The organism is Enterobacter sp. JBIWA003, from assembly GCF_019968825.1.
Lineage (GTDB): Bacteria > Pseudomonadota > Gammaproteobacteria > Enterobacterales > Enterobacteriaceae > Enterobacter > Enterobacter quasiroggenkampii.
The window spans coordinates 2,758,036-2,771,246 of sequence record NZ_CP074170.1; the positions used below are offsets into that span (position 1 = coordinate 2,758,036).

Annotated in this window: 20 protein-coding genes; 1 reads left to right on the forward strand and 19 read right to left on the reverse strand. The window is 55.6% G+C overall.

Features of this window, described 5'->3' with window-relative positions:
* Positions 1-6 precede the first annotated feature (6 nt).
* The 11 genes from KGP25_RS13250 to KGP25_RS13300 all read right to left on the reverse strand — a co-directional run bounded on the left by KGP25_RS13250 (position 7) and on the right by KGP25_RS13300 (position 8,935).
* Positions 7-2,454, reverse strand: a complete 2,448-nt coding sequence (locus tag KGP25_RS13250; protein ID WP_223539081.1) for a phage tail tape measure protein — start codon at positions 2,452-2,454, stop codon at positions 7-9.
* Complete coding sequence (locus KGP25_RS13255; RefSeq protein WP_314742033.1) at positions 2,444-2,602, reverse strand: GpE family phage tail protein; 159 nt, start codon at positions 2,600-2,602, stop codon at positions 2,444-2,446. The genes KGP25_RS13250 and KGP25_RS13255 overlap by 11 nt, the downstream gene beginning before the upstream one ends.
* Entirely contained in the window at positions 2,599-2,907 is a 309-nt protein-coding gene (locus KGP25_RS13260; RefSeq protein WP_059290894.1) for a phage tail assembly protein, read from the reverse strand. The genes KGP25_RS13255 and KGP25_RS13260 overlap by 4 nt, the downstream gene beginning before the upstream one ends.
* 60 nt (positions 2,908-2,967) lie before the next feature.
* Positions 2,968-3,486: a phage major tail tube protein gene (locus tag KGP25_RS13265; protein WP_023333115.1), complete on the reverse strand. Its 519-nt coding sequence runs from the start codon at positions 3,484-3,486 to the stop codon at positions 2,968-2,970.
* 12 nt (positions 3,487-3,498) lie between these two features.
* Positions 3,499-4,692 carry a phage tail sheath protein gene (locus KGP25_RS13270; protein ID WP_223540562.1) on the reverse strand — a complete coding sequence of 398 codons (1,194 nt, stop codon included), beginning with the start codon at positions 4,690-4,692 and terminating at the stop codon, positions 3,499-3,501.
* Between the two features lie 124 nt (positions 4,693-4,816).
* The gene (locus KGP25_RS13275) at positions 4,817-5,413 is read right to left on the reverse strand and encodes a tail fiber assembly protein (RefSeq protein WP_223539082.1); all 597 of its coding nucleotides are present in this window, start codon (positions 5,411-5,413) and stop codon (positions 4,817-4,819) included.
* Complete coding sequence (locus KGP25_RS13280; RefSeq protein WP_223539083.1) at positions 5,413-6,435, reverse strand: phage tail protein; 1,023 nt, start codon at positions 6,433-6,435, stop codon at positions 5,413-5,415. The genes KGP25_RS13275 and KGP25_RS13280 overlap by 1 nt, the downstream gene beginning before the upstream one ends.
* Complete coding sequence (locus KGP25_RS13285) at positions 6,432-7,040, reverse strand: phage tail protein I (protein ID WP_223539084.1); 609 nt, start codon at positions 7,038-7,040, stop codon at positions 6,432-6,434. Before KGP25_RS13285 ends, KGP25_RS13280 begins: the two co-directional genes overlap by 4 nt.
* Complete coding sequence (locus tag KGP25_RS13290) at positions 7,033-7,941, reverse strand: baseplate assembly protein (RefSeq protein WP_223539085.1); 909 nt, start codon at positions 7,939-7,941, stop codon at positions 7,033-7,035. Before KGP25_RS13290 ends, KGP25_RS13285 begins: the two co-directional genes overlap by 8 nt.
* Before the next feature lie 5 nt (positions 7,942-7,946).
* The gene (locus KGP25_RS13295) at positions 7,947-8,297 is read right to left on the reverse strand and encodes a GPW/gp25 family protein (protein WP_223539086.1); all 351 of its coding nucleotides are present in this window, start codon (positions 8,295-8,297) and stop codon (positions 7,947-7,949) included.
* A complete protein-coding gene (locus tag KGP25_RS13300) occupies positions 8,294-8,935 on the reverse strand; it encodes a phage baseplate assembly protein V (protein WP_223539087.1) in 642 nt (213 codons plus the stop codon). The genes KGP25_RS13295 and KGP25_RS13300 overlap by 4 nt, the downstream gene beginning before the upstream one ends.
* Positions 8,936-9,122: 187 nt before the next feature.
* Here KGP25_RS13300 and KGP25_RS13305 point away from each other — a divergent pair, with 187 nt between their 5' ends.
* Entirely contained in the window at positions 9,123-10,307 is a 1,185-nt protein-coding gene (locus KGP25_RS13305; protein WP_223539088.1) for a DUF2971 domain-containing protein, read from the forward strand.
* A 41-nt stretch (positions 10,308-10,348) separates the two neighbouring features.
* Here the strand turns inward: KGP25_RS13305 and KGP25_RS13310 are convergent, their stop codons facing one another.
* Genes KGP25_RS13310 through KGP25_RS13345 form a run of 8 tightly spaced genes read right to left on the reverse strand, consistent with a single transcriptional unit; the run spans position 10,349 to position 13,172 of the window.
* Positions 10,349-10,801, reverse strand: a complete 453-nt coding sequence (locus tag KGP25_RS13310; protein ID WP_223539089.1) for a phage virion morphogenesis protein — start codon at positions 10,799-10,801, stop codon at positions 10,349-10,351.
* Positions 10,794-11,261: a phage tail protein gene (locus KGP25_RS13315; RefSeq protein WP_045352362.1), complete on the reverse strand. Its 468-nt coding sequence runs from the start codon at positions 11,259-11,261 to the stop codon at positions 10,794-10,796. Before KGP25_RS13315 ends, KGP25_RS13310 begins: the two co-directional genes overlap by 8 nt.
* Positions 11,224-11,469 carry an Rz1-like lysis system protein LysC gene (gene lysC / locus KGP25_RS13320; protein WP_245405055.1) on the reverse strand — a complete coding sequence of 82 codons (246 nt, stop codon included), beginning with the start codon at positions 11,467-11,469 and terminating at the stop codon, positions 11,224-11,226. The genes KGP25_RS13315 and lysC overlap by 38 nt, the downstream gene beginning before the upstream one ends.
* Positions 11,357-11,782 carry an Rz-like lysis system protein LysB gene (gene lysB / locus KGP25_RS13325; protein WP_223539090.1) on the reverse strand — a complete coding sequence of 142 codons (426 nt, stop codon included), beginning with the start codon at positions 11,780-11,782 and terminating at the stop codon, positions 11,357-11,359. Before lysB ends, lysC begins: the two co-directional genes overlap by 113 nt.
* Complete coding sequence (locus tag KGP25_RS13330) at positions 11,779-12,288, reverse strand: lysozyme (protein ID WP_223539091.1); 510 nt, start codon at positions 12,286-12,288, stop codon at positions 11,779-11,781. The genes lysB and KGP25_RS13330 overlap by 4 nt, the downstream gene beginning before the upstream one ends.
* Positions 12,272-12,493: a hypothetical protein gene (locus tag KGP25_RS13335; RefSeq protein ID WP_001354073.1), complete on the reverse strand. Its 222-nt coding sequence runs from the start codon at positions 12,491-12,493 to the stop codon at positions 12,272-12,274. The genes KGP25_RS13330 and KGP25_RS13335 overlap by 17 nt, the downstream gene beginning before the upstream one ends.
* Entirely contained in the window at positions 12,484-12,687 is a 204-nt protein-coding gene (locus KGP25_RS13340; protein ID WP_223539092.1) for a tail protein X, read from the reverse strand. The genes KGP25_RS13335 and KGP25_RS13340 overlap by 10 nt, the downstream gene beginning before the upstream one ends.
* Complete coding sequence (locus tag KGP25_RS13345; RefSeq protein WP_223539093.1) at positions 12,687-13,172, reverse strand: head completion/stabilization protein; 486 nt, start codon at positions 13,170-13,172, stop codon at positions 12,687-12,689. Before KGP25_RS13345 ends, KGP25_RS13340 begins: the two co-directional genes overlap by 1 nt.
* Between the last annotated feature and the right edge of the window lie 39 nt (positions 13,173-13,211).

Here is a 13,211-nt window from a genome sequence, read left to right on the forward strand (position 1 = left end):
TCCCCCTCAGTCATGGCGCATACTTGAGCGCTGACGCGCACGGTTTTCACGGTCGAATTTATCGACGGCCTCGCGGAGTTGCCGGTCAAGGTCGCTGCCCGGCGCGATGCCACCATTCAGGTTGATGTTATATTCTGGCTTGCTCTGGTCGACGTAAGTCTTACCCGTGGGTGCCGTTACCGGCTGATATGCCTGATAACCGCCATATGCTGAGGTTGCCGGAATATAAGACCCATTTTGCGAGCCAGTGGCGGTACTGGCTTTAGCGGCCTTCTGGTCAAGGTCGCTTGATTCTTTATTGATAACCCCGAGCTTTTCCAGCAGCCAGTTAACGCCGGTGCGCAATGTATTAAAGCTTTTGAGCGGTAACATCAGCGCTTCAGCCAGCATCTTACCGAACATCACACCCGCATTTTTGCAGCTGTCGAGCGTCTCCTGCGTCGATTTAACCGGTGCAATCAGGTCTTTGAACCACTGCCACGCCGCTTTAAGTTTGTCACCCAGCCAGTCAAAAACCGGCTTTAACGGTTCGAATAATTCCGTTACAGGGGCAAAAGCCTGCTTTAGCCCCTCCATTACACCCGAGAAAAACGCGCTGATTGGCTCCCAGTATTTGCGGATAAGCAGCGCACCGGCGACGATGGCAACGCCAATAGCCACTATCGGCCAGGTAAGCGCCCCGAGCACAGCCATAATGGCACCACCCACCACCGAGAAAATCGTTCCGAGCAGCGATGCACCGGCTATTAACATATTAATGCCGGTAATAACCGGCCAGGCAACGAGACCAATTGCCCCGACGATGCCAATTATTGCCATTGCACCGCCTGCGATGATGCCGATGGTCTGCGCCAGTCCCTGATTTTTCTGGATCCAGCCGTCGAGCTTTAACACATATTTCGTGGCGGTCTGGGTGAGCTTACGCAGTGAGCCCTCCTGCTGGTCAAACAGGTCAGTACCGACGGCCTCATAGGCTGACTGGAATTCTTTGAAGTCGCCGCCGAGGTTGTCCTGCATGATTTTAACCAGCTCAGCGGTTTTCCCTTCCGAGGCTTTAAACGCCGCCGTGAGCTGGTCGAGTTTGCCGCTTGAGGCAGCGGTCATCAGTACCGCCGCCGCCGAGCTGGCTTCCTCACCAAAGATGGTTTTCATGTACTCGCCTTTCTGGCTTGTCCCGAGATTGTTTTTCTCAAAACTGCGCTGCATTTCTTTCAGAATGGCGAATATCGGACGCGTGTTGCCCTTGCTGTCTGACGTTTTAACGCCGAGCTCTTTAATAGCCTCGTATGCCTTACCGGTCGGAGCCTGCAGGCGACTCAGGACGGCACGGCTGCCCGTCCCCGCCATCGAGCCGGTGATTTTGGCATCATGGAGCGCGCCGACCATTGCGGCGGTCTGCTCAATACTGACCCCGGCATTTTTTGCCACCGGCGCAGCATACGTCAGGGCGTCGCTCAGCCCGTCAAAGTCAGCGGCCGTTTTGTTCATCGTCATCGACAGCACGTCGCCGATATGTGCTATCTGGTCGTTAGACATCTGAAACGCGGATTTCATCCCCGTCAGCAGCGCGGCGTTTTCTTCCATCGAGCGCCGGTTAGACAGCGCCATATTCAGCGTGACCGGCGTCGCCGCCTGAATCGCTGCGGCATCCCCGCCGCTTTTCGCAATGATAATCTGCGCGCTCGCCGCATCATCTGCAGACGCAGCGGTATTATCCCCGAGCTGGCGCGCCTGTTTGCGCAGCGCCTCCATTTCGGGTGACTGTTTATCAACGCCGAGCACGGCCTGCAGCTCAGAGTTTTTCTGTGCAAACTCATAACCGGGCGTGAGTAACTTCACTCCGGCCATCGTTCCCGCCGTGGCAATACCGACGCCCGCCGCGCCTGCCGCAGCAGCGCCTCCGGCAAGGGATTTACCGGCCTGATAACGCTCTTTAACGCGACTCAGTCGCGCCTGCTGTTGACTGACCCGCGCCAGTGCCTCGCGCTGCCGGTTTAGCTGCGCGGTCGTTTCACTGATGCTGGTTTTCAGGCGGCGCTCATCCGCCGACAGGGTGCGGGTATTAATACCGGCCTGCGCGAGCTCGGTACGCTGGCGCTGTACCGACTGCCTGAGGCTGTTGTATTTGAGCTGCAGGTCAGCAGCGGATTTCTTTGCCGCCTCCATCGCGCGCGCCTGCGCGGTTGTAGGGTTCTGCGTATTTTTAAACTGAACGGCCAGCGCGGCGGCTTCCTGTTTGGCCTTGTTAAGCGACTGGCCGGTCACGGCAAGCTGTGCGCTCGCTTTCCTGAATCCGTCAATTCGGCCAGCCTGCGCATTCAGATCGCGCAGGCTATTTTGTGAAGTGCGGATATCGCCAGCAAGGGTCTTGCTGGCAGTCTGGATAGCTTTAAGCGGTCGGCTTGCCCGGTCTACTGCGTTCAGCAGTACCTCAAGTCTGACGTTATTGCTCATGGTGGTGTCCGCTTCGCTGCAGCGCCTTTTCGCGCCATGTGATGAGCTCGGTCACGCTCAGGGAATTCAGCTCTGATGGCGGCCAGTGAAATATCACCGCGATATCCGCCATCAGGTCATCGACCGAAAAGTTATCCGGGAAGGTCAGCGAGCCGAAGATGGCGACAAAAAACCGACCACCTTACCGGCGAATAAAATCAGGTCTGACGCTTCCAGACGCATGACCTCGGGCTCGGTCAGCGCCGGGTACGTCATACGCGGCAGCACCTTAATCAGAGCATCGACGTCAGAGTTTGCCAGCGAGGCCAGACTCACGCCGCGCAGAGTACCGGCGTTGGGTTTGGACACGGTGACCTGTTCGATTTTTTGCTCACCGCGCATGATGGGATTATCGAGGATCACAATGTTTGGGTTTTCGGTTTCGGTGGTGGCGGTTTCGTTGATGTTTTCCATGATGTTGCTCTCTTTGAATGTGAGTAAGTGACCGGCCAGCCTGGCTGACCGGTTAACGGGTTACAGGCCAATCGCCCGGCGGTGCTCAGCGAGACGGTCGACGCCGTCGACTTTCATCACCATGTTGACGACGTCAATCTCGATGACCTCTTTGCCGTCGATCGTGAGCTGGTAGTACGAGCACTCGGTCGCGATTTTGGTCGTGCCGCTTTCGCCCTGCTTGTTCTCGCCGCCGTCGTACTCCTTGTGACGGCCACGCATGACCACTTCAACGGCGGAAATAGCGCCGGTATCATCGCGCTGGAAAGAGCCGGTGAAGCGCAGCGGCACGCTGTCGGCACCCGGTGACGCGTACTGTGCCCACAGCTCAACGTCAGGCAGGCCGCCCAGCGTCCACTCAAGCGACAGCGCGTCGTCGTCGAGGCCGAGGTCAATCGACACCGAGCCCGGCATCCCGCCGCCGCGATATTTCTCAAGCTTGCGGGTCAGCTTTGGCAGGGTGACGGATTCAACGACGCCCATGTAGCTGAGACCGTCGTTAAACATATTCAGGTATTTCAGTTTGCGTGGTAACGCCATGCTCTGAGCTCCTTAGCTGTTGATCGAGTCTGACAGGTCTGCCAGATAGGTATCGGTGATGCGCTGGCGCAGGGTCAGGTTTTCCAGCGGCGGGACGGGGGTGTAGTCGTAATCGATATACAGCTTCCCGGCTTTCAGGGTTTCCACGGTGTTTGACTCCGGGTCGTACCAGCAGGAGCCGTCAACGATGTAGCCGTTGTTTTTCAGCTCGCGGAATTTGGCATTGATACCGGCGACAATGTCGCGGATGAGCGTTGCGGAAACGGGCTTATCCATCGCCCACGCGTGCGCCTCCGCCATCGTGTCGGCCAGCACCTGCGCCGTGCGGGTGTAGTTTTCAAAAACGAATAACGGATCGTCCGAGCAGGTGCGGTTACCCCAGAATTTGAAGCCGTCGTTGCGGATGAGCGTTGTCACTCCGGCCTGATTAAGCAGGTTGGCGTCGGTGGCCTGCTCCTGCAAATCCCATGAGACCGAGGCGCTGACGCCGGTGACGCCATTCACGCCGACGTTGGACAGCGTTTTGTGCCAGCCGATTGTCTGGTCGATTTTGGCGCGCAGGCCGAGCGCGCGGGCGGTCGCCCATGCAATATCGGTTTCGTTCGCAGTGGTGTCCCATGCCAGAAAATCAGGGTGAATGACCATCAGCTCGCGCTGGCTGAAGTTCTCACGGTACTTGATGGCGTCGGAAATGGTCTTGCAGCCCCACGCACTCACATAGCCGAACGCACGCAGGCTCTGGCAGGTCGACGCTAGCGCGGTCGCCACTTCCTGCGTATCCAGCCCCGGCACGCCGAGAATGCGCGGCTTAACGCCGGTGACGGTTTTCGCCGTTAACAGCGCTTTCAGCCCGGTGTATTTGCCGTTTTCGTCGGTCGTGCCGATGATGTTGGAAATGGTCTCTTTCTGCGCCGCTTCCGGGTCTTCTGGGTATTCGATACCTTCGGGAACGCGCACCACCACAATGACCGGCTTGCACTGGTCGGCGATGGCCTGCAGGGATTTTGACAGCGTGCCTTTTCTACCTGCTTTACCGATAGCCGTTTGCACGCTGGTAATCAGCACCGGCTCATTAAGGGGAAACGTCTTGTCGTCAGCATCGCTGGCCGTGCAGACCATGCCGATGATGGCCGTCGAGACGGTGGAAATGGTGCGAGTGCCATCGTTAATCTCGATGACCTCGACGCCGTGATGATAGTCGCCCATCTGTTTAACTCCGTGGTTAAGGGGTGCGACTATTTTCTGTTGTGCGTCGCGCAGGCGCGATGCTATGCCGTTGGTGTAGGGATAACACAACATACAAAAAAGCCCTCCGGGTGGAGGGCTTCGTTTATTCTGGTCTTTCCGGCCACTCGATATCCGGCGCCGCAGAGGTGTCGATCGCGTTCAGTGCTTGAATGTATTTCATCCACACAATCAGGCTGGCCTTGTCATCGTCGCTGATGATGCCGAGCTGCAGCTCAGTCTGCCACAGGCTGATAGTGCTTTGTGCCTTATTCAGCAGCGCGGATTTTTTCTGTTCTGCCTCCTTAACCTGGCTGTTTTTCTGCGCGCCCTCATCCGTGACCCATCCGTTACCATCCCAGCGGTCATAAAGCGTCAGCGGTTCGATGGTGGTCACATTATCAGGATAATCACCAAGCCTGTTAATCTCGACAGGCTGGCCGGTTTCGGTGTCAAACACGATCTCGCCCCGGTGGTCGATAACATAATCCCACCCATCAAAGCTGGCCGTGCGGCAAATGGCAAAACCTTCTTTTTCATCGACCGGCGCATCAGTGCACGAGTTGGCAGGAATCCCCACACCCACCGCCAGAAACTCGGTGGAAGTTGACAGGAATTCTCGTGTTTCACCGTCGTAGTTATAAACAGTCATATCCCCAGCTTTTGTGGCAATGCCGTTTTTGTTCAGTGTTGCTTTCGCCATTATGCCGCCCTCACGATGTAGTTAAATGCGATACTGCGCGGTCGTGTTTCAGCGCCGCCGGTATTACCAACTCGGCCTTTTGTATGCAACGTCGGTGAAGCAATCAAAGTTCCGGGCGTTGCCGCGTCAATCCCTCGCCCCTGCACATAGGTCGATTTAGTAATCACCCCAATATCCCATTCAACCGTATCGTCATAACTTTCATTCGAAACAATGGTGTGTCGGTGTTTTTCCAGCATTCCCGCCTGCGCACTCAGTAGCGCACGCCCCGAATCAACCCCGCGTCCGTCATCCCATCCGCGAATAAACTCACCACGTAAATCAGGCAAATAACCCGAAGGAAACACTGCAGCCAGCCACGGATATTTCGCCTTATCAAATGCCGCACCGTTGCATTTCAGCCAGCCTGTCGGCGGCGTTACTGACGGGAAAGGAAGTGGCACACCTACTGGCGTATATTTCGCAATATCTGCAATTAGCAGGTACTGCGGGTGCGGGTTAGCAGCGGCGAGGTGTGCTGCCAGCAGACTATCGGCATAGGCTTTCACCTCGATAACTTTGTCGTCGACATACTGCCGCGTTGCCAGCACCACCGACGGGTCAATTTTCAGGGTGATGGCCGACGTGCTCGACACAATCAGAATCATGCGAATGGTCTGCGTGCGGCCGCTCCCCTCCTGCAGTTGCGGTTTGTAGGTCTCCGGGCAGTTTGCCACGGCAATCAGAATCCCCTCATCGTCGTAGAGACCAATCTCGCGTATCCAGAAACCGCCCTCATTCTCGGGAATAATCTGTTCCGCGATAATCTGGCTGGTATTGGCCGGGTCAACGTTTAGCAGGTTCAGCGGCGCGATGCGCTTCTGGTTAATGAGCTTTGTCTGCGACGGGTCAGGGGTCGGCAGCGTACCATTCGCATCACCGACGGCCATCTGCGTCAGGTTGAGTTTGGTACCGAGTGCCGCCGCGTTCGCCAGCCGCGCCGCGCCCTGATTGGTCAGAATGGCAAAATATTTTGCGGTCATGCGTTCACTCTCAGGTTATCAATCAAATGGATGGCCGAGGCCGGGTAATATTCGCCGCCGACGACAACTTCCTCGGGGGTGTAGGGGTAAACGGTCAGCGCGTCACCGTCGTAACATCCTGCGCCGACATAAATCTCGCCGGTCGCGCTCAGGCTGATAGCCAGCCCCGTCAGGTGACGGCTTGCCGGTTTGGCATCTTCAATCAGGCGCTCGAGCTCCTGATACATTTCGTCAGTGATGCCGCTGTCGAGTACGCCGACAACGAGGCGGAAAGTGCCAGGCTCCTCGTTGAGCTGCCACCACTCGCGCACCTCAATCAGAAAGCCGAGCGGCTCGACCACCCGACGCAATGCGCTGATGGTGCCTTTGTGCTGATGGACGAAAAACGACGACGCGCAGACGCTGCGCTTTGTCGCCTCCGGCCACTTCTCATCCCATCGGTCGACCGACAGCGCCCACGCCAGATACGGCAGCAGGTTTACCGGGCAGGTGCGCCAGTTCCACAGGGTGCGCAACGGTACCGGCACGCGCTGAATGTCAGCGAGCGCGGCAGCGGCGGCGACCTCCAGCGGCGACGAGCCAACGGGTAACAGCCGGTCACTCATCCGAGCCCCCGATAGTTATCTGGTACTCGGTACAGTTCGACGCCTGCGACTTACTCAGCACAATGTCGGCCTGCGGTGATGCCAGCTCGACACGCTGCACCCCCTCAACATGCAGCACCGCATAAATGGCTGACAGGCGGATATCACGCCCGAGGCGGTGCTGCGCGCTGATATAGCTCTGCAGCTTCTGCTCTGATGCCTGCCTGATGGGCTCAGATTCGGGACCGGGGTAAACGTAGAGCGTCGCGTCAATCTGGTACGGCACAATTTCAGCTGACTGGACGGTTACCCGGTCGGCCACCGGGCGCACATCTTCGGCATTCAGCGCCTTATCAACAATTGCCAGTAACTCAGGGCTCGCGGTGCCGTCACCCTCGCGCGATAAAACTGTAATCGTCACGCAGGCGGGCGACGGGCTTTCGACCGAGACGTCAGCGACCCGCCCGTCGGCGCTGCGGCCGTGATACTCATAAGCGCCAACCGGACCTGCCACGCTTAATCCTTCAAAAGCCTGTTGAGTACGCAGACGGAGGTCGGTGTCGGACTCCATAACGGCAGGCGTCGGTGGGATGGTGGTGTCATCCGCCGGGGTAATGGTCAGGCGTTCGGTATTATTGTTTCCGGCCACGACGTCGAGGTCGCGACCGGTTGAATAGGCCAGCGTTACCGCCTGCGCGGCTTCATTCACACGCTGACGCCAGATAACTTCACGGTAGGCGTTTTCCTGCAGCAGCTTCACAATCGGCTCTGACTCAAGTGCCAGCGTCCGGGCGATAGCCTCCTGCTGATTTTCGGGATAAAGCGAAATTAGCGTCGCAATGCGTTCGGCAAGAATGGTTTCATAGTCCAGTTCTTCCACCACATCGGGAACGGGTAACTGATTCAGGTCAACGGTTGCCATAGTGATTAGCTCAGTGGAATGGTGATGGAAAATGGCTGGCCGCCGGTTGAGCGGGTGCCGGTGATGTCGACATACAGCCCGCCGTCGGTCTCCGACCGTTCAAAGGTAATGGTCGAGAGGTCTACGCGTGGCTCCCACTTCTGGATCGCGGAATAGCACGCGGCCATAATCTGCAGGCGCAGCGCCGGGGTCTGCGGCTGGTCAATCATCTGCGACAGGAGCGAGCCGTATTCACGGCGCATGACGCGCGAGCCAACCGGCGTGACCAGAATGTCGCGCACGCTTTGGCGGATATGCTCAACCTCAGAGATACTGAGGCCGGTCTGTCCGTTCATTCCCAGATAACGCACCGTCATTTGATGCCCTCCGTCCAGCTTCCGCCCCGTTCGACGCCGCCGTGGTCGTGGTTATCCACCTGCACGCCGTTTGATTTCAGTGTCCCGCCGGTGTGCACGATGTTCCCGCGCATGGTGCCGCCTTTCTGCACTTCGAGCGTGCCGGTCGTCAGCTTGTTGGTACACACCACCTCCGGCGTATCGAGCGTGATGCGGGTTTCCGCTTTCACCAGCACCAGCGGCACGGTGGCCGTAATGGAATCCGACGCGGTGACGTCAGCGGTTTTGATGCCTGACACGGTGAGCGCACCGCTTTCGGGCTCGTACTCAATAACCGCTCCGTCAGGAAAGGAAACATGAAGCGCATCAGGGGAGGCAGACGGCGCGGGATTGTCATCTGAGAAAATACCGGGCAGCACAAAGGCCGTATCGAGCTCGCCACCGATGGCCAGCAATAACACCTGCTCACCGACCGAGGGAGCCCACCATACGCGCGATCGACCGGCTCGACTGGTAAGCCAGTTCAGCCAGGTGGTTTCCATGCCGCCGGTCTGGACACGACAAAGCCCCTCGTCGTGGTCGACGTCGGTCACGATGCCGGTGCGGATAAGGTTGCGAATCGCGCGTGCGATTTCCTGCAGAGAATTTAGATTATTCATGGGGAAAGGATGCCGCCGGGCGAGGCCTGCGGCAATGGAACGGTGTTTTGTGGGGGATACAACAACATGCCCGATACTTAGTGCGTCTTATGCTTTGAAAATCTTTGATGGAGACCGCATTAAAATTTGAAAAGTAAAAAAAAGTTCTATTTAATCTATAGGAATGGCTCACACATAAGGAATTGAGATGTATTTTTATAAATACCTGCGGGTCGACAACCTTAACCTTTCCATGCTTCGTCATGGGGAGGTTTTTTTTGCTTCACCTAAAGAATTAAATGACATACATGAATGCAAACCACAATTCATATTTAACGCCGACCGCGAGGTATGGACAAGATTTATCGACGAAATCATTCTTAGCATCCGCGTTCAATTGAATGCAAAGCCAAAGTCTCACATAGCAATGGCTTTAACCTCTTTCAAAAAAGACATTCACACAGCCCTTTTAAATAAGAAAAAATCACTATCACTTAATTACGAGGACACAATAAATAGAATTTCATATGAAATCAGCAGAAAGGCCATCACGGAATTAGATTTCGCTGATGCGCGTGAAGTAATAAAAGCACTCAATTCATACACTCAAAATGAGTTAGATACTGAATTAAATGATAAGCTTTACATTACCTCCTTTTCAAAAAGCGCCAGCATTCTAACAATGTGGGGGCACTATGGTAATGCAGAAAAGGGTTTTGCAATTATTTATGAAACAAACGATAGGAATGTTAAATTAGAAAGCAATATAGAAATATTCCCTTCAGCTACAAAAATATCTTCATCAAGTTATTCATTAGGCATGTCAAGATTCAGCAAAGCTGAACTCCTTGAGGTAGCGTACAAGAACAAACCCGTCAGAGCAAATGGTTTCAGGAAACTAATCCCCACTTTCTCTTTTAGTGAGCAGGATGATTTTTACGATTGCCGCGAAATCTTATTGGCAGACCTACCAAAATACAATGAAAATGATATCGGAAGAGTAAAATACACTGACTGGAAGTATGAAAAAGAATTGCGATTACACCTACCAGTCTATGATGAGTTAGCCCCACCACTCAGAAGCATAAAAATATCAAAACAACATATTAAAGGCATCATCTTTGGAACAAACACAAGCGATAACGACAAGGAAAGCATTCTCTCCGCCTGCTATTACTTAAAAAAATCGCATGCAAACGAAAGCGAGCTGTATGTATTTCAAGCAAAGTCCATTCCTAGTCAGTATAAAATAAACATAACTTCCTTAGGCAGAATTTGTGACATTCAAGGTCGATGGTTACCTTTTATAGAGAAAGTAAATCCCAAAAATCCTGAACACACTAAATACCATGAGGAAATATTAAAAATGACAGAAGCAATCAATGCAAGCTAGCATTCGGGCAATCATAAGCCCCTCACCGCTAGGGGCTTTTATTACCTATTACCAAAGTGATTTATAATCAATTTTTCAACCACTTGCTTGCTATTCTCGCTAAACCCTAATAACTGGCGCTGTGGATATTGCACTTCAGGGCTGTGCAGGTTAGGGCGGTCTTTTAGCCCGTACTGGTGAATCTGCGCAATACGCTGCACTTTGCCGGTGAACTCCACCACCGCGCTGTTTTCACGGCCAGTGGCTTTCATGTACCGGCTTGTGCGTAGCTTCAGGAACATCGCCCGTTTAATCCGCCCGGTCTTAGCCCTGAGGCGTTGTCGCTTTCGCGACTTATAGGGTGAGCCGTCCGGGGCTTTTTGCAGTTTGATGCGTTGCTGTTGCGACTTGCGCAGCTCCTTTGCTATCTCCCCGGCCAGCTTCCGGCGCGCTGCCGGTGACAGGGCAGCAATCAGACCGTTAAGTCGATCGTCAAAGGGCTTAAATTCACTCATCCCATTTACTCGCCAGCTCCCCGTCAAGATAGAGCTCTTTTGGTGGGGTTACGGGCTCCGGCAGCGGCGGCTCAGGGGCATAGCTCACGTGCAGCGCGCCGTTTTCCTCTTTGATGATAGTGCGCTCGGTGAGCTGCAGGCTGATACTGATATCGACGCTGTCCCCGTCGTTCAAATCCATCTGGAAACGGTAGCCCTTTTTGCGACCGTCATCGAGCGTGCAGATATCCGGCTGGTTTTCCCTGAGCCATGCGGCCACCGGCACGAAAATCAGGTCAGGGTCGCCCACAAAGTCACACACGATCACATTCAGGGTATAAATTTTCTCATGCGACAGCGAGGCCGCGAGACGCGCATCGATATTCCCCTCATCGGCAAAGATGCGCATCATTTCGGGGTTTGTTTCAAGCTGCGGAACGGCTTTAATCAGCGCTTCGCGCAGGCTGCGTGCTTTCTTCATCGAGTTTATCCTGACAGTCTTTGACGGTTTCAACCTGCAGCGCGCAGGCGGCGAGCGCGTGCTCAAGCCTGCGAATATCGGCGCTCAGGTCGCCATTAGTGGCCGGGTCGCTTCCCGGCATCGGGCAATAGCTCACCCTCGGGCAGGCGCTGTAAACAATGACCGGCTGAGGCACAGGCGGCGCGGGTGTGCAGCCGACGCACAACATCAGGCAGCTCAGCGCTGTACCAGCGGCGTAAGGTTTCATTCTCATTTATTAGCCTCGTAATGGTTTCTTCACGCCGCACGGCCATCGCACCAGCGGCCAGCAGTTCGCCGCGTAAACTGACCTGCGCGGTTTCATTTTGCCTGGCAATGCCCTGCGAAACGGAAAGCTGATTTTTCAGCATTCCGATCGCGGTTTTTTGTTCGGTAGCGACCCTGTTTGCCCGTTCAAACGAGCGCATCAGGTTGCCGTTTTCATGACGCTGCCAGAGCACAGCCGCCATCAGCGCGGCCAGTAAAAACAACATCACTTTCATTGAATCCCCCTGAGGCAGTAGGCACGTTCACGCGCGCGACGATTTTCCAGCCCTTTGTTAATTTCGCCATTCACGTAAACCCAGCGGGGGAGCTGGTCGCACACCTGCCACCATTGATGACGCTTTATATAGGCGACCATCGTCGACCGGCAGGCCGCACCGGTTCCCACGTTGAATGAGAAGCTGACCAGCGCGTCATAAATGTGCTGCGGCATTTCCACCGGCACGCAGACTGCGAGACGCTTCTCGACGTTCAGCACATCCGCGACAAGATTCGCTGCCGCCTGACGTTCGGTGATATCCCCTTTCGGCACGACGCCTGCAGTGTGGCCGATGCCCGACGTCCACACTCCCGCGCTGCACTGGTAAGGCGTCAGGCGACAGCCTTCGAGGTCGGCAATCAGCGCCAGTCCCTCGGGCGAGGTGTTAAGCAGACGAAAGTCAGGCATCAGTGCTGCCAGCGCCAGCACGGCGGCCACACTGCATTTTTTAACGATTGATTTCACGAATAGCCCCTTTATCGAGTCCGAGCGATGTCAGATAGAGGTACGTCTTGCGCTTAAACCAGTAGTTCGTCAGCGCGGTAAAAATGGCGCATCCGCCGCCCACGTAAAGCGCCATCTTTTCGGGGGACATTGCCCCGACATACGCCAGCCCCACGGCCAGCCAGTAGGCGATAAACGTGGTGATTTTTTCCATACTCAGTCCCATAGATTCACCGTTTCGGTTCTGGCTGCGCTCTCGGTCTCGGGCAGCTCAATTGCCGTGCCGTGCGGCAGGATAACGCCGAGCTCGGACAGGCCGGGATTAGCCTCTAAGACGGTTTCGACCACGCCCTCGGTGCGCCCGTAGTGCCGGGCGCAAATCGCGTCGAGGGTGTCGCCCTGCAGCGCATACGCTTTCATCAGATTTGCCCCACAATGCAGCGCGCTTTGTCCTGGATGCGCGCGACAGACCAGCGCATATCCCGCCACATCTCATCGATAGTGCTGTCGATGCTGTCGGCCTTTTTGTCGCCTTTGGCGGTCGCATCAACGCCGCGAAAACGCTCATAAAGCGTGGCCGTCGTCATCGAGCACACGGCGTTGAAGTAGTGGAAAACGCGCACACTTTCGCCGTCGAGTTTGTCGGTCGGGACATCCGCCAGCGTGGCGTAACCGGCATCGAGCTGACTTTCGCGCCAATCGCTCAGCTCCGCGTTAGTCTCCGCGATCGCGGTCTTCATCGCCCGGCGCAGGCGAACGGGGGAAACGGTCTGCTCTAAACGCATTTCCTCGCGCACGCGCTTCGGATCAACGTCAGGAAAAAACGGGGTGTTTTTGATTACCGGCTCGCTCACGCCCGGCACATCCTGCGGCTCTTTTTTTGGCTCAATAATCAGCGTCGTCATGACAACCTCGGGTAATGGGTGGGCGGTGGACGCCGGTCG